Source organism: Paenibacillus sp. FSL M7-0656, assembly GCF_038003225.1.
In the GTDB taxonomy this organism is placed as follows: domain Bacteria; phylum Bacillota; class Bacilli; order Paenibacillales; family Paenibacillaceae; genus Paenibacillus; species Paenibacillus amylolyticus.
The window spans coordinates 991,867-1,011,538 of the sequence record NZ_JBBOOT010000001.1 but is presented as its reverse complement, the minus strand read 5'-3'; the positions used below and the strand labels follow the sequence as shown (position 1 = coordinate 1,011,538).

Genomic DNA, 19,672 nt, shown 5'->3' with positions numbered 1-19,672 from the left:
CGCCCTAGAAGTAAGCGATTGAATATACACATCCGATGATAACTGGGGGGATAGAACATGTTTGCCAAAACGATTCGCAAGGACCATTACGGCTACTACTTCATTGCTCCGTTTTTTATTATTTTCACCACTTTTGGGTTGTATCCCATTTTATATTCCCTCTACATCAGTTTCACCAACTTTGATGGGATCACGACACCTGATTTTGTAGGGATCGGTAACTACGTTGCCGTATTACAAGATCCGTTGTTCTACAAAACCTTGTTTAATACGTTATTCATCTGGGGCGTATCTGTAGTTCCACAGCTCACAATCTCACTTGTGTTGGCTTTTATCTTGAATGATAAGCTGCTCAAAGGACGGGACTTTTTCAGAGCCGTATACTTTTTTCCCAACATCGTTACGGCGGCATCACTTGGATTGCTTGTCAGCTTGATTTTTGACTGGCAGTCTGGCGGACTGAACCATTTTTTGGTGCAGACCGGCATAATACAAGATCCAATTAACTGGAAAAATGACCCCTGGTTTATGCGTCTGATTGTATCATCCATTTTGTTTTTTCAATACTTTGGCTATTCGATGGTCATCTACCTAGCCGGTCTTCAGGGCATTGACCCTTCTCTGCTGGAGGCTGCCCAGATGGATGGTGCGAAAAAGAAACATATTTTCATCCATATTATCGTGCCGATGCTCCGTCCAATTATTCTGTTTCAGATGATTACATCCATTATTGGTGGCATCCAGATTTTCGATCAGCCATTTACACTAACCAACGGCAATGGCGGTCCTGACCGAGCAGCCATGACGAGCATTATGTATCTCTATAATGTAGCATTTCAGAGCACACGATTTGGTTACGGCGCTGCCATCGCATTTTGCCTGTTCATCATTATCATATTGTTGTCTGTTGCATCCTTCATCATGACCAAGCGGAAGAGCCGTTCATAGGGAGGGGAGTTCTTATGCAAACTGCAAAATCAGTTGAACAACCAAATGCGGCGATTCAGCAATATGCCAATACAAGGGGCCTGACGGCAGGCAAAATCATCATCTATCTGTTGCTGACAGGTCTTGCCGTGCTCTGCATTATTCCATTTTATCTGATGCTCATCTATTCCACACATAACAATGCAACGATTGCTTCGACGTTTACATTTCTTCCCGGATCATTCTTGATTGATAACTATATGAACATGGTATCCAAAATCAACATTTGGCGTGGGTTTGCCAACAGCATATTTATTGCCGGAACATCGACCGTATTATCTCTGTATATTGGGGCCTTAACTGCGTATGGATTTGCCAAATTTAAATTCAAAGGACGAAACGGGTTGTTCCTGTTTCTGTTAGCAACCATGATGGTACCGGGTCAACTGGCTCTCATTGGCGTATATCGACTATTCAGCATGATGGGACTTCTGGATAGTTATGCCGCAATTATTTTGCCTGCTGCGGCTAACGCGTTTAATGTATTTTTTATCAAACAGTTCATGGAGAGCAGCATCCCGGATGAGATTATTGAATCTGCGCGGGTGGACAGTGCCGGTGAGTTCCGGACGTTCAATCAGATTGTACTGCCTATTCTGGGGCCGGCAATCGCCGCCCTTGGCATATTCACGTTTATCGGATCTTGGAATAATTTCCTAACACCGCTGGTGCTATTTTTCTCCCTGGATAAATATCCACTTCCGGTATTGGTTGCGCTAGTGCAGGGGTACTATGGGATGGATTATGGGCTCTTGTATTTGGGTGTAGCGATCTCAATCCTGCCTATTATTATTGTATTCTCTATATTTTCCAAACAGATTATTGGGAGTGTTGCTTTGGGTGCTGTGAAAGGATAGGGATGAATAGCGTTTTATATCATCAGAGTCGCTCATGAGGGCGGCTTTTTTTGGATTCTATATTTTGCGTATATATCCCATCTGATAAGTAAAGGATACCTTTAACTGAGAATATCTGGACGGAGCGTTTACGGAAAGGGGAGGCGTCATGGACACATCAGCAATAACACAACAGGACCTGCCATTAACCGGACAACTTGTTATTGATCAAGAAATGTTACGCTCCGTTTTTGCGGGTTGCTCGGACGTTGTATTTCATACATTCCAAACCGCGTGTCTTACTTCAGCGTTATGCGTATATTGTGTTGGGGTATGCGATACGGAGCGGCTGGAACGACAGGTACTAACGCCCCTTCAGGAAATGGGGATCAAAGCTGCGCATGTTCCGCTAGCTTCTGTTAAGCAAGTTGAAACGACTACTCAGGCAGTACAGGCCATATTTGAAGGAGAAGCTCTGTTACTACTGGACGGTTCAATAGGAGGAACTACATACCCTCTATACCTAGCTGCAAATCGTTCAACGGAAGAACCGTTAGCTGAATCGACCGTGCGTGGTGCACGGGATGGGTTCACAGAGTCGTTGACCATGAATATGTCTTTATTGCGCAAACGTCTCAAGACACCTGCATTGAAGATTCATACACGTAACATGGGAGATCGTACAAACACGAGTATTTCACTTGTATACATGGAGGGGATTATTGATCCCAAACTTGTTAAGGAAGTGGAGACACGACTTGGCGATTTAAAGCTCCGAGACGTACTGGAGAGTCAGTACATTGAAGAAGGCATTGTTGACCAGCGATATTCACCATTTCCACAGATGATTGCGACGGAGCGCCCGGATGTTGTTGTTTCCAACTTGCTGGAAGGTCGGTTTGCTATTCTCGTTGACGGAACGCCGTTTACCCTTATCGCGCCAGTAACCATTTTTTCCATGTTACAATCTCCCGAAGATTATTATCAAAATGTGTTCATGAGTGTTTTTGTACGCTGGCTGCGATACATTTTTTTTGTTTTATCCATGCTGCTTCCATCGGCTTATGTAGCGATTACGACGTTTCATCAGGAGATGATTCCTACCGTATTACTTCTCAGTATTGCTCGGGCGAGAGAAGAGATCCCTTTTCCTGCCCTGGTGGAAGCACTCATTATGGAAATTGCCTTTGAAGCATTGCGTGAGGCTGGCGTCCGATTGCCCAAGCAGGTCGGATCAGCGGTCAGTATTGTGGGGGCCTTAATTATTGGGCAAGCGGCGACGAGTGCCGGAATTGTCTCAGCCCCCATGATTATCATTGTAGCGATTACCGGTATCGCTTCTTTCATGATCCCTCGCTATGCTGCCAGCATCGCGACCCGTCTACTACGTTTTCCCATGATGTTTCTTGCAGGAACGTTGGGACTCACGGGTGTCATGCTGGGAGTCATCTTGGTTGTCATTCATCTAAGCAGTCTTCGTTCATTTGGAACACCTTATCTCTCACCGGTAGCACCGACGATGGCTAAGGAACTTAAGGATGTATGGTGGCGTCCATCCCCAAGGAACAAACCACACTAGAACAATCTACATTCAAGCAAACAAGGGAGCGGGATTACATATGTTGACGGACAAAGGGAAAATATCGGTGACTCAATTGGCATTTATGGTCTTTCCCGCCATTCTCGCGACGGCTATCCTGTCTGTGCCTGGAATTACAATGCACTATGCAGGACATGACATGTGGATGACCCCAATTATAGGTTCAATCGTTGGATTGGCTGCTATTGGTATTTCCGTTGGACTTGATCGTCTGTACCCTGGAAAAACGCTCATTCAATCCAGCGTATTGATTATTGGTCGGATTCCAGGCAAGTTATTCGGTCTGATATATATCGCTTTTTTGCCCCACCTGACGGGCTTGATTATTCGGGAATACGGTGAATTCATTGTCAATAATGCACTTCCGCGTACACCTTTGTTTGTTGTGATGGGGACGATGGTTGTTGTATGTGCGATTAATGTCAGACTCGGGATTGAAGTTGTCGGACGAACCGCTCAGGTGTTTGTTACCCTGCTGATCGTTCTGCTGGCTTTGATCTTTATATTGTTGATTGGTGAACTGAATCCTGCCGAGCTGTTTCCTTTTATGGAGAAGGGTCCAATTCCCATTATTACGGGGGCTGCTGCACCTGCTGCATGGTTTAGTGAATATATCGTGTTGGCTTTTCTGCTACCTTATGTGAATGAAAAAAAACGAATAACCCGGGTCATGCTGGGTTCCCTTGTATTTACAACAACTGCGATGACAGTGACCAATCTGTTTTGCCTGTTTTTAATTGGTGATTTGACGGATACATTTGTATTTCCGGTCATGATCGCAGCAAGATACATAACCATTGCGGACTTTCTGCAACATATCGAATCCCTTATTATTGCTATCTGGATTTTCGGTATTTTCGTTAAAATTTCCGTTTTTTTATATATCTTTGCTACATCAACCGCGGAATGGTTTGGTTTGCGGGACTACAAACCTGTGGTTGCGCCACTTTCGTTCCTGTGCATGGTATTTGCTTACTGGGTTGTGTCCGGTGGATCCGGTATTTCCAGTTTGGTTAGCGCTTCAGCCAACTTGTATACGATCAGCATTTTATTAATCCTTCCGGCTATGATCTACGGTGTCGCATGGCTGAAGAAAGGGTGGGCACATTTTCGGAAGAATCGAGCGAACACCTGATTGATGGGGGAGGAGCACTTGCGAATATATAGAGTACTACTAATGCCAATATTGTGTTGTGTGCTTTTAAGTGGATGCTGGGATCGTATCGAGATAAACGATTTGGCTATCGTGCTGGCTACAGGGATAGATTATGAAGATGGCAAAGTACAATTGACTTCACAGATTTTCATTCCGCGGAAGGCGAGTGCAGGAGATAGCAGTGGGAGTGGAGGCAGTCCAAGCGGGGTAACAATGATTCGAACAGCGGAAGGACGTACAATTGCCGAGGCATTGAATCGGTTACAACGTAAAGTTCCCCGGAATATGTTCTGGGGCCACTGCGAAGTCATCATCATCAGTGAGCAAGCCGGCAAACGCGGTATCCGCGAGTATATCGATTTCTTCCTGCGTTACCCCCAGTTCAGGGAGCATGCATATGTCTTTTCCAGCGAAAAGGCTGCGAAAGATATCCTTGCGTTACTTGATCCGCTGGAGCGAAGTTCTGCTGAATCGCTACGTGAGATGGCCAATCTGAAGTTAGGTACACGTGTTACTGCGCTTGAACTGGCTAAATCTATTGAAGGTCCGAGCAGTTCAGCCATTTTGTCTCGCATGTTAATCTTACCCCCGGAGCCCGATCAGGATAAACTGACCACTACGCCATATGTGAAAGGTCTGAGTATGTATAAGAAGGATCGTTATGTCAAGACGGTCAAAGAACCACTAAGCGTAGGTGTATTACTACTTGCAAAAGAACTGAACAGCATTATCATGCCCGTTGAGTTTGAGCCGTTAAAGGGTTCTTTTTCGATAAGACTCATTGAAAATAAAACCTCCTTGAAGCCGCGAATTGTAAACAAACAGTGGAGTATGAAGGTCGACATCCAAACCAGGGGAGAAGTGGTGTTAAATACGACGGATGCAAATCTGACTGATCCCGCTGTATTAACTAAACTGGAAAAGGAATGGTCGGCTAAACTCACATCTTTGGCTCATGATGCTTTAGACATGTCCCAGAAAGAGCTGCGCTCCGATTTCTTCAAATTCGCAGTTGAATTCCGCAGATATTACCCGCATCAATGGAAAGCGCAGGAGAAGAACTGGGAAACCATCTATCCTGATATGGACGTGGAAGTCAACGTAGATGCACATGTAGTACGTACCGGAAAATCAACAGGACCACAGGGGATACCTAATGAGGACGAAAGTTGAACAGAATCGGCTCCTGTACAAGCCTGGAAGAGAGGTGATTGAATGAAACTAGGCTCAATCCTTGGAATATTGATGCTGGCGACTGCGATAGTGTATGGAGAGTGGAAGAGCAGCAAAGAGAAGCGAGCCAGAATAGTGAGCGCGGGATTTACTGCTGTGGCGGCAGTAATTGGGATCATTCTTCTCTTTCAGCCCCGTTTGCCTGGTCCTACCCAGTTTGTGAAGCTTATATTTGGAAGTGTGGATAAATTTATAAAGTAAGATGATGGGAACAAGAAGGACCAAGTCTCTGCGTACCAGAGGCTTGGTCCTTCTTTTATTTAAGTGAGTAGTGAGTTGCATCCAGTCAGAATGTTTACTCTTTAATCACAGAAGCGTTCACGGCATCTTCCATTTTCGTATTGTAGGAACGGAACAGACCCAGACGCCAGAACGCGGCTCCTTTGAGGTCATAACGTTTGGCGAGACCCAGCTTATCATCAACAGAGGGCGGCGTTTCACTGCTTAGACTGATACCGAGCAGAAGTTTACTCTTTGGGACACCGGCCTGTATGGCTAATTGAATTGCCTGATCTACAAGACTATTTGGCTCAGGTACCTGAGATTTGGTGCCAACCGGATTATACTGATAGGCCATAATGATAAGATCATCTGCAATAGAGGCAAGTGTCTTATAATCATAACCTTTATAAGCACTATTTAGCGGCGGTACTGCCAGAGATAAAGCTGTGTCCTGGGGCAAGGAACTTTTTAATTGTTTCACGTAAGCATTGAGCAGCTTCTGTTGTTCTACTACATCCAGTTTAAAGCCCAGTCCTTCAAAATCCAGAACAACTCCGTCAAAACCATGCTCTGTGACAGCAGCAGTTATACCTTCAATCGATTTCTGCCGCAGGCTCTTGTCGCTCAGAACTTTGGTCAGTTCTCCGTTTCCATCCAAGGCATACACCATGAGCTGTGGTTGGATCTGTTGATCTGCTGCATCAGCAACGATGGACTGCGGTGTAATATCACCCGCAGCAGCAGGGAGGCGGTACTCATCTCCTTGGAGCGTAAACTGACCTTCACGATCAATGCGGCTCCAGCCAAAGGCTACGGAATTCATGGAAGTAATAAGGTCCTTTTCTTGAAAGGATTGCAATGCATAGAAGGCTCTCAGGTGCATCTCGCGTTGTGGGGAGACAAGGGAGACCGTCTTGGTTGCTTGATTCCAGCTTACTTGTACACCGAATTGGTTACTGAACGAACTTAGTGGAATAAGTACGCGGCCCTCCCGCTGAACGGGTGCAGCTGCGAGTGTAACTTTATTTCCATTTACGGTCGCTGTGGTGCTGCCAACTTGTAATAGTACCTCGGTAGTTTGTCCTTTCACCGTGTTCGTTGCTTTTACAGTCTGTGATTTGCTGTTCCAGGTAATATCGATACCTAGGGCTTCACCGACCGTCCGAAACGGAACATAAGTGACACCTTTATCAACTCGTGGAGCTGCATCAAATTTCAGGGCCACATCATCCAATTGAACTGAGATGGCCGGGGCAGCATAGGCTCCACCGATATTGGGGGTACTTCCAAGAATAGAGAGAGCAATTACAGTAACCGCGGCGATTTTTCCTACACGTTTAATAAGCATCGTATGTCTCCTCCAACTCCGTACATAATAGTAGAATTATATTTTATAACCATATCTAGTAATCTAGCATATGTATCATAACAAAATTTTCATATCGTTCCAATATAAGAGTCTGGAATATAGTCATATATATCATATCGCTGTTTAATAGATTCTTCCGACGATAGTGAAATTAAATGATAGCTTTGGTGAGTTGTTGGCTAGAAGTCCAAACACAATAGTACGCTACGAATATACTATCCTATCCCAACATTAGGAGGTAGATTGATGAGCACATTTCTGGATGCAAGAACATCACAAAATGCCAGTTTGGCCAACTCAATAGCTATTCCAATATTATTACTGAACACCCCACAGCTCTTTGGTCAAATCGGTCTGCAAACTGCCGGAGCAGGAGCGAATCCCAGAGTTCAATTTAAAGGAACGGTTTCTGTACAATTACCTTTAGCTCTTGCGGGAATAACGATTACCGTTGTAAGAGGTACCTTGTCAACGGACCCGGTTATTTACTCCGCAACGTCCACATTTGGTTTAAGTGTATTGGCACCACAAGTAATAACATTCTCTGGAAATGATTTTAATCCACCGATTTTACCACAATTAACTTACACTGCTTTTATAAGCTCCAACTTGCTGGGAACAGTCCGTGTTGGTCCCGAGAATTTTGATGGATTTGTGGTCTCTGATTAATAGCTCGCTCTAAAAATAGTTATGTTAATCGTAAAAACAACCCCATACCTCTAATCTACGGGAAACCGATTAGAGGTATGGGGTTGTACGTGTTTGTTCAATCTGAAACGACAAATCCGTCGAAACTCTCGGGTCCCACCCGAGTAGTACCGAGCAGGTTTGTGCTGATAAAAGCGGTATAGGTTAATTGAGGCATAAGTGGTGGGTTATAGTCAGTGGAAGAGAAGACAATCACTTCAGGGTTAAGCAGACCATTCAGACCATATGTGTGGTTTCCCGAGTATACAATTGGATCGGTTGCGATTGTTCCTCTTACCACAGTAATCCTCACTATAAAAAGTGCACGTGGCAATTGCACCGTGATGGTTCCTTTTAATGAAACTCTTAGATTGGTTCCGGCTCCAGCGGTGATGAGACCAATCTGGCCGAATAATTGTGGCGTAAAAATCACTGGAATCGGTATGGAGATAGAATTAAACAAGGCGGCATTTTGCGATGATCTTGCATCCAGAAATTGAGTCAACGTATATACCTCCTATCTGTTTCAGATAGAATAATATATTCATCATTCAGATATTCGTATGGACGTTGGGTGAAGCGCTGGAAATATTAAAGACAAACCGACTGCCCATAGGACTGGACTCTTTAAGCCATACAATGCCACCCATTAATTCGGCGAGTTGTTTACAGATGGACAGGCCAAGCCCTGCTCCGCCATACTTTCCTGAATTACCATGAATCTGGGAGTAGGATTTGAACAACAGATCCTGACGATCCTGTGGGATGCCGATGCCCGTATCCTTTATTTCGTAGGATGCATGGAGAGTACCTTTGGTATCAGCAGATACCTCAGTAGAGATGCATACTTCACCTTTCTCCGTAAATTTAAGTGCATTCCCAACGAGATTGATTAAAATCTGACGAACTTTGTGCTGATCGCCCATAAGCATCAGATGATCATTAATATTATATTCTGCGTACAACCTAATTCCTTTTTTCTGTGCTTCAGAAGAGAATAATTGTAATACATGTTCAACTGTGTCAGAGACACTATAGGGCTTGATCTCCAGAGAGATCGCACCAGCTTCTGCTTTGGAGTAGTCCAGAATCTGATCCATCATCGACAGAAGGCTGGCGCCACTTGACTCAATGACATTAACATATAACGATTGATCCTCACTCAGCCTGGTAGATTGCAACAGATTGGCCATTGCAAGAACACCATTCATTGGCGTCCGGATTTCATGGCTGAGAACGGCCAGCAAATTTTTCTTTTCTTCAAGCACTTTTGCAGCGGTCTCTTCCGCCTGTTTTAATTGTTGCAGAGTTGTTTCCATCTCAAGAAGACTCGTGAAAAAGGAAGACAAGGAGAGAAGCAGATCCACGTCCTTTTGTTGATAGGAATAGAAATCCTGATCAAATGAGCAAAGGGAGCCGTAAATTTCTCCGTTCTCATTATGTATAGGCACACCGACAAATGAACACCCACCTACGAATTCGGTTGCGTCCATATGTCTGGTTAATGGATGTGTTAGATTATTATTGATTACTAACGGGCCTTGGGAATGTTCAGTCACAAGTGCACAGTATGACTCGGCGTTGTCAACGACCAGCCCCTCACCCAGAATTAGTTTGTCACGATTATATACGTTCAGAACTTTGGTGGATAGATGATCCAACTGGGCAATACAAAACGTGTTTGCAGGAATTAACCTGCTTGCCGTGTCCATAACGTTAGCAGCCGAATCATATAATTTATGTGAGACAAGGGATAGTACATCAATGAATTCTGTTTTTAACATATTGATTTGACTCCTCCTGATTGTAGAAATTCGTTGTGCACTGTATTCAGTATATATGAATTTGAAGAATCGATCATGTATGGTTTTGACAGTGGAAGACGGAAATGAGAAAATATAATGCTGTGCAACATGTATATATTAATAAAGTTTTGGAGGCAAATCAATGAATCAGCGTTTTCGAATTACCCGATCCATGCAAGATAGTAATGCCGAACAATCCATCTCGCTGGAAGAGTGCAAACTCTACTTCGAATCCCAACCCGATTTTACCTATTCACCGGTTCTTAACATTGTAGGAGCAGAGAGCACCATGACCATTGAGGGGGACTTTTTTATGTGGGACCTTGAGGGTGCACAGATTGCTTTTCGTTTGTACATGGGGGATCTGTATGTAGCTATTTCTAACGAAGCTATTGTACCCAAAATGATTGAGATTGCAACAGATCTACGTGCAGATATCGTTGAAGGATAAGAAGTAGAGAACTAGAGTTTGATAAAAATGTAATGATGTTAGTTGTAGTATCCTTTAGACATTCCTGTAAAAATGAGACTAAAGATTCATTTATATTCCATATGTTAGATTGTAATATATGGAATATAAAACATTTTACAGGAGGGTAATGAAGTGAAAAAGACCAAATTAATACTTGTTGTATTCATGAGTATGATCCTTGCCTTATCAATAACTGGAATAGGATCGAGTTCAAAGGCTTCTGCAGCTACGGCACGTACACCCATTGTATTGGTACATGGATTGACCGGTTCAGATAGCAATTTTACAGCAATTGAGAGTTATTTGCGTAGCCAAGGGTGGACAAGAGACGAATTATTCGCGATTGACCTTCCTAGCAAACAAGGAAACCAGCTGTTGAACTCCGCAGCAATTAGTCGATTCGTAGATGATGTTCTGCGCCAAACGGGTCATACAAAAGTCAATATTATAGCTCATAGCATGGGTGGAGCTAATAGTCTCTATTACATACTTAACCGTGGAGGCGCTTCCAAAGTGGATAAGTTGATTACCCTTGGCGGGGCTAATCGATTGACCACAACGACAGCTCCGAGTGGAATAAAGGTGACTTCGATCTATTCCACCAGTGACACGATTGTGTCCCCGGTACTTTCCCGGTTGAACGGGGCGAACAACGTTTCGGTTTCCCTCGTATCCCATATCGGTCTGCTGTTTAACTCACGAGTGAATGCTTTGATCAAAACTGCGTTGAATGAGTAGCTGAACATACAAAATGTGCATTCTTTCATAATATTCTGAATGATTGACTTGAACACGACTGACCATTCATGGTTAGTCGTGTTTTCGTATTACCCGGAAATGGCTCGCTGAGGTAAGTTTCAAAAATAGGTACATCCATTCTATAATTAGAAATCAGAATAAAAATGGAACAAGTTAAAGGAGTCTGTATACATGCAACCTCAACCGAATGATCGGATTAAAGTTCATCCAGGCTTTTGGGCTGGATTACATCAATTAGGGATTGGTGCTGATGACATCGCTCGTACAGCACAACTATCTCTTGAGACAATAAATAAACCTGTAGTGACCCAATCTCAATACTTCGCAATCTGGCAGGCCTACTCTGATCTCAATGGGGACACCGCCGAGGGCATCATCAAACTTGCAACCGGATATGAAATATCGAAGTATCCTCCGCCTGTACTGGCGATGTACCATGCTCGTGATTATCGTGATGCGTTGAATCGCATGGTGCGTTACAAGCAGATGTGTCCTCCCGAGAGTTTGCAGATTACCGAAGCAGGTGAGGAATGTATCATTGAACTAGGATGGTTACATAAGGAGCAACCAGGTCCGCCATTACTGGTCGGTATTACGCTGGCATTTCTGATCGAACTTGGACGGAGGGGCACAGGACAGCCTTTGATTGCAAAACGGGCTGAGTTCTCCCAACCGATGGGTGACGTAGCCACCCTTGAGGATTACTTCGGCTGCCGAGTCGATACGAATTCCAACTATAATCGGCTGACGCTGGAACGGAAAGATCTGAGTCTTCCATTTCTATCGTATAACGAGGAGTTACTGGAGATTCTGACCCCGGCACTGGATCGGTCGCTCGACGAACAAGAGAGCAATCGTTCCATTACTGAAGTGGTCAAATGGATTATGAAACGCAGCCTCACAGGAAAGCGCCCTGACATCCAGACGGTCGCCAAAGAGCTTCGCATGAGTGATCGTACTTTGCAGCGGCGACTGACGGAGGAGAACACAAACTTCAAGCAATTATTAACCGAGGCCAGACGTGAGCAGGCTCGAGCGTACCTTGCAGATCCTTCACTTGATATCAAAGAAGTGGCATTTCTGGTTGGATATGAAGATCAGAATTCGTTCTATCGTGCTTTCAAGATCTGGGAAGGGGATACACCTTCAAATTGGCGTGTCAGGCAATAACTCTGGCGCAAAGTGCTAGTTACTAGGCCCTTCAGACTACGTAATATTATACCTATCCGGTGCATGAAGCTATTGGCAATGTCCAGAAGCAGCTGCCGGATAGTTGTAATCATGAAGGAGAAATGCAGGATGGATATGGGACTAAAAGAGAAAACAGCCTTAGTTACAGGATCAACAAAAGGAATCGGTAAAGCAATAGCTTTTGAGCTCGCTCGAGAAGGAGTAAATGTTCTGATTAATGGACGTAATGATGAAGAGGTGGAACAAACCGTTCGTGAAATCAAGTCCACTTTTCCAAAGACCTCTCCGCAAAAGGCTACCGCTGATCTTGTGGATCTGGGGCAACGCCAAGCTTTATTCGAGAAATTTCCTGAAGTTGATATATTAATCAATAACATGGGGATATATGAAATCATGAGTTATGAAGACATAAATGATGAAGTGTGGGAGAAATATTTCCGTATTAATGTACTAGCTGCCAATGGCTTGTCTCAATTTTATTTACCTAAAATGGTGAAGAACAATGACGGGCGTATTATTTTCATCGCAAGTGAAGAAGCCCTTATGCCTTCAGGCCAGATGCCTCAGTATTGCATGACCAAGTCAATGCTGCTGTCATTATCCAAAAGTTTGTCCAAACTGACAGCAGGGACCGAGGTTACGATCAATACGATCCTGCCAGGTCCAACACTGTCTGAAAACGTACAAGAAATCATTGAGGGCATATACCCTGATGAGGCACTCACTTTCGAGGAAAAGGAGAAAGACTTTATGAAGAGTAATCTGCCACAGTCCGAATTACAGCGATTCATCAAGCCAAGTGAAATAGGCAGACTCGCTGCATTTGTATGCAGCCCATATGCTTCAGCCTTCAGAGGCTCTCCCATCCGGATGGACGGGGGTATGGTTCCCACCATATTTTAAAATTGTTCAGGATACAGGATAGGTATCCATAAGATGTCGCCAGCATTGGCGACTTTTTTATTTGTAAATGATCTATGCGAGGGCGTCAATCGAGTTTATAATACAGGTATGTTTTTCGAAAACGATTTCTATTCATTGGAAGCGATTACTTTTATCGATTATATGAATCTAAAAGGGGACACTATCATGATAGAAGCAATAAATCTGGAAGGCATATGGAAACTCCAACTTGATGAACATAAGGCGGAACGTGGTTTGAATTTCTCAGACGTTATTACATTGCCAAATACTACATCTCATGCGGCCAAGGGCAAGAAAAACGAGAATGTGTTAATCGGTGCGCTGACGGATGAGTACTTATTTGAGGGTTATGCCTGGTTTTCACGAGAGATTGAAATTCCCGAACACTTGGCTGGAAAATGTTGCTTCTTGCATCTGGAACGAACAAGAGTAACCACAGTTTGGATCGATGGGGTGGAATGCGGAACACAAAACAGTCTGAACACACCTCACCGTTACGAGATTGAGGCAGGGCTAACCGCTGGGACTCATACAATTACCATTCGAGTGGACAATACCAATTATCCAACCAAAGGGGGTCACCTTACATCCGAAGACACACAGACGAATTGGAACGGCATCACAGGGAAATTGGAACTTCAATTTTTCGAGCGTGTTTTCCTGGATAATGTTCAGGTCTATCCCGATCTTGCGACTCGATCTTTCGATATCAAGGCAGCACTTGTTGGTGACCTGCAAGAAGTACGAATCGTGGTTTCAGCTGTTGCAGTCAGTGCAGATCCGGTGTATACGACCGAGGAACAGATTTTCGCCCCGAATTCGCAGGAAATCCAGCTGACGTACAAGATTGGTGAAGATGCTATGTTATGGAGTGATGATGAACCTAACCTGTACCAACTTCACATTCAACTGCAAGATCAGGACGGCGAAGTGCTGGATTCCACCGAAGTATGGACGGGATTACGGGAATTCCGGGCTGCCGGAGACAAATTCACTATTAATGGTCGCAAAACGTTTCTTCGAGGCAAACATGACGGGCTGATCTTTCCGCTCACGGGATACGCGCCAACAGATGTGGATGAATGGGTTCGTATTCTCGCTATCTCCAAGTCCTACGGTATCAATCACTACCGTTTCCATACCTGTTGTCCTCCGGAGGCTGCTTTTATTGCAGCGGATCTGCTCGGCATCTACATGGAGCCTGAGCTTCCGTTCTGGGGAACCATTACGGATGAATCTTCGGATGGGCATAATCAAGCCGAGCAGGATTACTTGATTAGCGAAGGATTTGCGATGCTGCGTGCTTTTGGTAATCATCCTTCGTTTGTCATGATGTCCATGGGGAATGAACTATGGGGAAGCAAGGACAGATTGAATTCGATCCTGAAGGCATACAAAGCATATGATCATCGTCATCTATACACCGAAGGTTCGAATAACTTTCAGTTTGTGCCGGACATTCTGGAGGAAAGTGAATTCTTCTGCGGGGTTCGTTTCTCCAAAGAGCGCCTGTTCAGAGGTTCATATGCGATGTGTGATGCTCCGCTCGGTCACGTGCAGACCGACCTGCCAAATACATTGAAAGATTACGATTCAAACATTGTACCTGAGCAAGGCAGCGATGCTGACCCTTCTGGTCAGACTGGGGACAAAGAGATTCAGATTCAGTATGGGACAGGTTCCAAAACAGTGCAGGCCGAAGCTGGAAGTGACCAACTTGTCTCACACGTACCAATCATCTCGCATGAAATTGGACAGTACGCCACGTTTCCTAATTTCGAGGAGATCAACAAGTATACGGGTTCTCTCAAAGCCAAGAATTTCGAAGTGTTTCGAGAGCGTCTGAATGCCAACGGGCTGGGACATCTGGCGGAAGCATACTTCAGAGCCTCTGGTAAACTCGCGGTCGCATGTTACAAGGAAGAACTGGAAGCTGCTTTTCGTTCGAAGCAACTAGCCGGGTTCCAGCTGCTGGATCTTCAGGATTTCAGTGGTCAGGGAACGGCGCTGGTGGGTGTACTGGACGCATTCATGGATTCCAAAGGCATGATTACACCTGAGGAGTGGAGAACGTTTTGTTCCGACGCTGTGTTGTTGGCGAGATTCCCCAAATATAATTATCAAGCGGGTGAATTGTTCGAAGCACGCATTGAACTAAGTTACTTCCGCAGACAGGCATTGGACGGACGTCATCTGAAGTGGGAGCTACATGGTGAGGATTCCACCCTTACAGAAGGGAAAGCAGACCTGCCAGCGACCCATGGAGAACATTATGTGAATGTCGCGGATCTCAGCATTCGCATTCCTGAAGTCTCCAATATGACCAAAGTGGAGCTTAGACTGTCCATTCCGGGCACGGATATCCGTAAGTCTTACGACCTGTGGATCTACCCGAGACAGGAGGAAGTGGACCTGAGCGGTTTGAATCTATTTACCGAACTCTCGGAACAGGCGTTGGCGCTGCTTGAGCAGGGCGAGGATATTTTACTTTTCCCGAATCCCAATGAGCTTCAACACGCGATCCAAGGTTTCTATAGCACCGATTTCTGGTCTTACCCTATGTTCCGATCCATCTCGGAGAATATGAAAAGAGAAGTTCCTGTGGGCACAATGGGCTTGTTAATTCAACAGGATCATCCGGCCTTCGAACATTTTGTCACAGAGGAGCACTCAACTTATCCGTGGTGGAGCATCGTGTCCGAGTCGTCATCGATCATCTTGGATGAGTTGGATAAAGACTTGAATCCGATCGTGCAGACCATTGACAATTTTGAGCGAAACCACAAGCTCGGCCTGTTGATGGAGTGTCGGGTTCGGAAGGGGAGAGTGCTGATGGGAGCGCTGAATCTGGAGCGTCTGATGACTACATTGGAGGGCAGACAGTTGTTATACAGCTTCCAGCGTTATGTACAAAGTTCCGCTTACCAGCCAGTTGCACGTCTGGAAGTAGAGGAACTTCGCAAGTTGTTTAACTAAGATATAGGGAGAAGAAGTGTCAGGTTTCCCTTAATTATGCCAATGAGCCCCTTCCGCGAATGGAAGGGGCTATAAGACACGCAGATTGAACCGGTTCATTCTATCATTATGCGTTAAATGAACCTGCACTTTTTAGGATTACATTCCAATCTTTTTCTTCAAAAAGTATGTTGTCTTTCTCCTCTGTTACTCCGATCCGGACCTCAAGGATCACCATCCTGGTTTCAGCCAGAATAGAAAAGAGACTCTCCTTGGTAATCGCGAACTGATTGCCCATACTCACTTGCATGACCTTTCCGTTGACAAGCATTTGCCCACTGCCTGCAAGCACGGTCCATGCTCTACACCCAGTTCTATGCCAGTTCAACCCGATATGTTTGCCCGGTAGAACCGTTATGTTTAATGTGGTTACAGTTGTATTCTCATTGTCTAACGAACTCTCAATGACACGATAACTGCCCCAGGTTGCTTCACCATACATCGGTTTTAATGGCAAGTTACCCAATTGCGCTTTAATTTCATTTGAATTATTTTTGTTGGCAATGAGAATGCCATCCGGACTTGCGGCAGCGATAATACCTGGCACGCCAATGACTTGGATGGGGTAGGGAAGCTCGTTAATAATATAGGAATCGGAGGAAGAACCCGAGATTCCGCCATGTCCGATTACATGGGTATCTAACTGTGCGCACAGCGTATCCCAGCTTCCAATATCCTGCCATACTCCCTCATAAGGCAGGACTACGGCTCGCTGTGCCTTTTCTGCAACATGCTTGTCAAAACTCCGTTCAGGCAACGCTTCATACAGGGACGACAATTGATCATAATGAACCGGAAGCCCCATTTTTTTAATATGGGATATCATAAACGCGACAGTGAACGCGTACACACCGCAGTTCCATAGTGCCCCACGTTGTAGCAGCGTTTCAGCAATGGAGGCTTCGGGTTTTTCTATAAATTGTGTTATGGGCGCATAAGCATTACGTTCTTCCCCATCCGGCAGGATGTATCCATACTGTTCTGAAGCATGTGTAGGCCTTGTCCCAATTAAAGCGATATCGGCTTGAGAGTGTTTCAGTATATCCGGCAGTAATTGGAAGTTGCTGAAAAAATCTTCACCTGCGAACACATCAGCTGGCGCGATACAGATCACATCGTCATCTTTGGCCATTCGGAAGGATTGCAGATATAACGTCGCTAAGGCCGCCGCAGTAAAAGTGCCTCGTTTATAAGGTTCCCCAATGACTGGTATTTTGCCTTGAGTATGTCGTGCCGTAATATTAGCCTGATCTTGATGTGAAATAATGAGTGTTGAATCCGTTAGGGATGAACTGTCAAGCTGGCGGCATACTCTGCTGATCATGGATTCCCTACCTCCAGCGGGTGATGGAAGTATATCTATGAACAGCTTGGAGCGAAGCTCATTGGATAACGGCCAGAGCCTTTTGCCAGAGCCGCCGCACAGCATTACGATATGCATGGGCTTCCTCCTTAAGCTCAGGGAGCTTTACTATAGATTTTCCGTTTATGAAAGGAAAGAGAACGATATTTAAGAGCCAGATTGCGGATTTGTTGCTCTTTTAACGAAGAAGCGTTCACATTCAGACTTTTATTCTTGGAACTTCTAAGGACCATGCTGCCTGGGTTTTTCGTATACATAAAATTGGCATACGTTTCATATTCGGAGAAACCAAACTGTTTCTTCTTATTGATATTGGAGATGATCGCTTTGTACCATGGCAGCTTATGAACCGCTTCAATTTTCTGTTTTAAGGCAGCGAGTTTTGATTTGTCGAACAGCATATAATGGGTGACAAAAGAGCGGGGGCGCGGAGCTTTCATGCCTAACAACTTGCGGTAGGTATTGAAATATTCCGGCTGGCTCCAGTCACGGCAGTAAAAGACTGTTTTGCCTTCTACAAGAAATGAATGAGGTTTAATCAGTACGGTATCTGCATCCATGACTAGAAAGTACTTTGCCTTCACAATGGAATCTCCGTTCATTTTGAGCAACTGCTGATATAACCAGCCTGACCGATTCCATCGGGAGGACTGGTAGTGTATGTCGTTTTTGGTTATAGGCAGGACGGATCGCTCATTAACAAAAATGCAGTTTTTAAGGGAACAGAGTTTTCTGATCTTGGTGCTGACCGGAGAAACAATATATATGCTTCCAATGGGATGTTTTACATAACGGCGAATGTTATCGATGACGAGGGGTAGGGTAGCCAAATCTTTCTCGATCGCTGGTATAAGAACATCAATCTTAGGCGCATTGTTCAACCGGATTCCAGGCTGGACAGACATCTTCTCAACTCCTTGCACAAATCGTGATGACTCATTATATGGTATGTGTGCAAAAGTGTTTTGGTCAGGGCATGTGCAAATATACATTTTTACGAATAGGGGCTTTTGTTGAGGGTTCCTTTATCGGTATTACATATAATGCTTGCAGGATCTTGATCAAACAGCAGGCTTTGATGCGGTTGCTGAAGGGAGAGTTTACGACATGGGAGTTGATAAGTTGCAGCCGTTAAGAAGCAAGTGGTTAAAAACAAAATTGATCATTAATAATGAATTAATTAAACCGTTCATCCCCGACACACAGAAATATAACAAAACGAATCTGAAATCCATGATCAGCAAATATGGGATGGTCTATGTCAAACCCGAGAGAGGTACTTTCGGGATGGGTGTTATTAAGGCGGAGATGGAAAGTCAGCAACATTTTGTCTATCAGATAGAGCAAAAACGTCTGACGTTTGACAGTTTTGAATCGTTTTATAACAGTCTGACTCGTCTGGTGAATAAAAGAAGTTATCTGATTCAGAGAGGAATCCATCTGCTTAAGCACAATAACAGACCTTTTGACATCCGTGTCATGATACAGCTAAGCCCGACCAAACATTGGGAAGCCACCGGAATCATCGGGCGACTGGGTCATCCAAAGAAAATCGTAACCAATTATCATAGTGGTGGTACACCGATGGATATTCACAAGCTGCTAAAATCACATGCATCCACCAAACGCAGAAATGAACTGATTCAAGAAATGAATGAGCTTAGCCTGCGCATAGCTCGTCATATGAAAAAAAAGTACCCGCATCTTAAGCAAATCGGTGTAGATATCGGCCTTGACCACAGTCTGAAACCCTGGATTATTGAAGTGAATGTCAAACCTGACCCATATATATTCAATCAATTAAAGGACAAGACGATGTATCGCAAGGTAATACGATATTACCGTCATGCTGTGCCCAAAAAAACAAAATAACAGACCGGACTTTTCATAGGAATGCTGGAGAAGGTTACAAGCTCAAGAGTCGCCAATGTGGCGACTTTTTTTGTTGATCTGCGTTTTAGGGTCGGAATAATGCATTTCATCCCCATTCGACTCCGAAACCTATGCTAAAATAGTATATTCGAGAGTGAAATTCAGAGTCGATGTCGATGAA

General features: G+C 44.5%; 18 protein-coding genes. 13 read left to right on the top strand and 5 right to left on the bottom strand.

Annotated features, from left to right (window positions below):
• Nucleotides 1-57: 57 nt before the first annotated feature.
• The 6 genes from MHI01_RS04305 (at nucleotide 58) to MHI01_RS04280 (ending at nucleotide 6,013) form a co-directional block, all read left to right on the top strand.
• Nucleotides 58-948 carry a carbohydrate ABC transporter permease gene (locus tag MHI01_RS04305; protein ID WP_036608160.1) on the top strand — a complete coding sequence of 297 codons (891 nt, stop codon included), beginning with the start codon at nucleotides 58-60 and terminating at the stop codon, nucleotides 946-948.
• A 14-nt stretch (nucleotides 949-962) separates the two neighbouring features.
• On the top strand, nucleotides 963-1,844 hold the full coding sequence (locus MHI01_RS04300; RefSeq protein ID WP_083684212.1) for a carbohydrate ABC transporter permease: 882 nt from the start codon (nucleotides 963-965) through the stop codon (nucleotides 1,842-1,844).
• Between the two features lie 148 nt (nucleotides 1,845-1,992).
• Entirely contained in the window at nucleotides 1,993-3,402 is a 1,410-nt protein-coding gene (locus MHI01_RS04295) for a spore germination protein (protein ID WP_340982605.1), read from the top strand.
• Between the two features lie 40 nt (nucleotides 3,403-3,442).
• Entirely contained in the window at nucleotides 3,443-4,558 is a 1,116-nt protein-coding gene (locus MHI01_RS04290; protein ID WP_339286793.1) for a GerAB/ArcD/ProY family transporter, read from the top strand.
• 3 nt (nucleotides 4,559-4,561) lie between these two features.
• The gene (locus MHI01_RS04285) at nucleotides 4,562-5,752 is read left to right on the top strand and encodes a Ger(x)C family spore germination protein (protein WP_340982604.1); all 1,191 of its coding nucleotides are present in this window, start codon (nucleotides 4,562-4,564) and stop codon (nucleotides 5,750-5,752) included.
• Nucleotides 5,753-5,794: 42 nt separating this feature from the next.
• The gene (locus MHI01_RS04280) at nucleotides 5,795-6,013 is read left to right on the top strand and encodes a hypothetical protein (protein ID WP_036608149.1); all 219 of its coding nucleotides are present in this window, start codon (nucleotides 5,795-5,797) and stop codon (nucleotides 6,011-6,013) included.
• A gap of 94 nt (nucleotides 6,014-6,107) precedes the next feature.
• Here MHI01_RS04280 and MHI01_RS04275 read toward each other — a convergent pair whose 3' ends face one another.
• A complete protein-coding gene (locus MHI01_RS04275; protein ID WP_340982603.1) occupies nucleotides 6,108-7,382 on the bottom strand; it encodes a stalk domain-containing protein in 1,275 nt (424 codons plus the stop codon).
• Nucleotides 7,383-7,649: 267 nt separating this feature from the next.
• Here MHI01_RS04275 and MHI01_RS04270 point away from each other — a divergent pair, with 267 nt between their 5' ends.
• Complete coding sequence (locus tag MHI01_RS04270; RefSeq protein ID WP_076249393.1) at nucleotides 7,650-8,072, top strand: hypothetical protein; 423 nt, start codon at nucleotides 7,650-7,652, stop codon at nucleotides 8,070-8,072.
• A 97-nt stretch (nucleotides 8,073-8,169) separates the two neighbouring features.
• Here MHI01_RS04270 and MHI01_RS04265 read toward each other — a convergent pair whose 3' ends face one another.
• Nucleotides 8,170-8,595, bottom strand: a complete 426-nt coding sequence (locus tag MHI01_RS04265; RefSeq protein ID WP_253508273.1) for a hypothetical protein — start codon at nucleotides 8,593-8,595, stop codon at nucleotides 8,170-8,172.
• A gap of 46 nt (nucleotides 8,596-8,641) precedes the next feature.
• A complete protein-coding gene (locus tag MHI01_RS04260) occupies nucleotides 8,642-9,874 on the bottom strand; it encodes a GAF domain-containing sensor histidine kinase (protein ID WP_036608137.1) in 1,233 nt (410 codons plus the stop codon).
• 163 nt (nucleotides 9,875-10,037) lie between these two features.
• Here MHI01_RS04260 and MHI01_RS04255 point away from each other — a divergent pair, with 163 nt between their 5' ends.
• The 5 genes from MHI01_RS04255 (at nucleotide 10,038) to MHI01_RS04235 (ending at nucleotide 16,217) form a co-directional block, all read left to right on the top strand.
• Nucleotides 10,038-10,346 carry a hypothetical protein gene (locus tag MHI01_RS04255; protein ID WP_036608134.1) on the top strand — a complete coding sequence of 103 codons (309 nt, stop codon included), beginning with the start codon at nucleotides 10,038-10,040 and terminating at the stop codon, nucleotides 10,344-10,346.
• 186 nt (nucleotides 10,347-10,532) lie between these two features.
• Nucleotides 10,533-11,105: an esterase/lipase family protein gene (locus MHI01_RS04250; protein WP_051449755.1), complete on the top strand. Its 573-nt coding sequence runs from the start codon at nucleotides 10,533-10,535 to the stop codon at nucleotides 11,103-11,105.
• Nucleotides 11,106-11,297: 192 nt separating this feature from the next.
• The gene (locus MHI01_RS04245; RefSeq protein ID WP_340020309.1) at nucleotides 11,298-12,296 is read left to right on the top strand and encodes an AraC family transcriptional regulator; all 999 of its coding nucleotides are present in this window, start codon (nucleotides 11,298-11,300) and stop codon (nucleotides 12,294-12,296) included.
• A 129-nt stretch (nucleotides 12,297-12,425) separates the two neighbouring features.
• A complete protein-coding gene (locus MHI01_RS04240; protein WP_340982602.1) occupies nucleotides 12,426-13,220 on the top strand; it encodes an SDR family NAD(P)-dependent oxidoreductase in 795 nt (264 codons plus the stop codon).
• Nucleotides 13,221-13,406: 186 nt separating this feature from the next.
• Nucleotides 13,407-16,217, top strand: a complete 2,811-nt coding sequence (locus tag MHI01_RS04235; RefSeq protein WP_340982601.1) for a glycoside hydrolase family 2 TIM barrel-domain containing protein — start codon at nucleotides 13,407-13,409, stop codon at nucleotides 16,215-16,217.
• Nucleotides 16,218-16,323: 106 nt separating this feature from the next.
• Here MHI01_RS04235 and MHI01_RS04230 read toward each other — a convergent pair whose 3' ends face one another.
• Both MHI01_RS04230 and MHI01_RS04225 read right to left on the bottom strand, forming a co-directional pair.
• Entirely contained in the window at nucleotides 16,324-17,697 is a 1,374-nt protein-coding gene (locus MHI01_RS04230; protein WP_101313692.1) for a sugar phosphate nucleotidyltransferase, read from the bottom strand.
• Nucleotides 17,698-17,714: 17 nt separating this feature from the next.
• Nucleotides 17,715-18,524, bottom strand: a complete 810-nt coding sequence (locus MHI01_RS04225; protein ID WP_047842887.1) for a DUF6492 family protein — start codon at nucleotides 18,522-18,524, stop codon at nucleotides 17,715-17,717.
• A 202-nt stretch (nucleotides 18,525-18,726) separates the two neighbouring features.
• Between MHI01_RS04225 and MHI01_RS04220 the strand changes: the two genes are divergently transcribed.
• Complete coding sequence (locus MHI01_RS04220) at nucleotides 18,727-19,491, top strand: YheC/YheD family protein (protein WP_253508281.1); 765 nt, start codon at nucleotides 18,727-18,729, stop codon at nucleotides 19,489-19,491.
• Nucleotides 19,492-19,672 lie beyond the last annotated feature (181 nt).

Bases quoted from the DNA above. Each gene is read 5' to 3' on its own strand.
- MHI01_RS04305 (WP_036608160.1), top strand. From the start codon at position 58: ATGTTTGCCAAAACGATTCGCAAGGACCATTACGGCTACTACTTCATT.
- MHI01_RS04300 (WP_083684212.1), top strand. From the start codon at position 963: ATGCAAACTGCAAAATCAGTTGAACAACCAAATGCGGCGATTCAGCAA.
- MHI01_RS04295 (WP_340982605.1), top strand. From the start codon at position 1,993: ATGGACACATCAGCAATAACACAACAGGACCTGCCATTAACCGGACAA.
- MHI01_RS04290 (WP_339286793.1), top strand. From the start codon at position 3,443: ATGTTGACGGACAAAGGGAAAATATCGGTGACTCAATTGGCATTTATG.
- MHI01_RS04285 (WP_340982604.1), top strand. From the start codon at position 4,562: ATGGGGGAGGAGCACTTGCGAATATATAGAGTACTACTAATGCCAATA.
- MHI01_RS04280 (WP_036608149.1), top strand. From the start codon at position 5,795: ATGAAACTAGGCTCAATCCTTGGAATATTGATGCTGGCGACTGCGATA.
- MHI01_RS04275 (WP_340982603.1), bottom strand. From the start codon at position 7,382: ATGCTTATTAAACGTGTAGGAAAAATCGCCGCGGTTACTGTAATTGCT.
- MHI01_RS04270 (WP_076249393.1), top strand. From the start codon at position 7,650: ATGAGCACATTTCTGGATGCAAGAACATCACAAAATGCCAGTTTGGCC.
- MHI01_RS04260 (WP_036608137.1), bottom strand. From the start codon at position 9,874: ATGTTAAAAACAGAATTCATTGATGTACTATCCCTTGTCTCACATAAA.
- MHI01_RS04255 (WP_036608134.1), top strand. From the start codon at position 10,038: ATGAATCAGCGTTTTCGAATTACCCGATCCATGCAAGATAGTAATGCC.
- MHI01_RS04250 (WP_051449755.1), top strand. From the start codon at position 10,533: ATGAGTATGATCCTTGCCTTATCAATAACTGGAATAGGATCGAGTTCA.
- MHI01_RS04245 (WP_340020309.1), top strand. From the start codon at position 11,298: ATGCAACCTCAACCGAATGATCGGATTAAAGTTCATCCAGGCTTTTGG.
- MHI01_RS04240 (WP_340982602.1), top strand. From the start codon at position 12,426: ATGGATATGGGACTAAAAGAGAAAACAGCCTTAGTTACAGGATCAACA.
- MHI01_RS04235 (WP_340982601.1), top strand. From the start codon at position 13,407: ATGATAGAAGCAATAAATCTGGAAGGCATATGGAAACTCCAACTTGAT.
- MHI01_RS04230 (WP_101313692.1), bottom strand. From the start codon at position 17,697: ATGCATATCGTAATGCTGTGCGGCGGCTCTGGCAAAAGGCTCTGGCCG.
- MHI01_RS04225 (WP_047842887.1), bottom strand. From the start codon at position 18,524: ATGTCTGTCCAGCCTGGAATCCGGTTGAACAATGCGCCTAAGATTGAT.
- MHI01_RS04220 (WP_253508281.1), top strand. From the start codon at position 18,727: ATGGGAGTTGATAAGTTGCAGCCGTTAAGAAGCAAGTGGTTAAAAACA.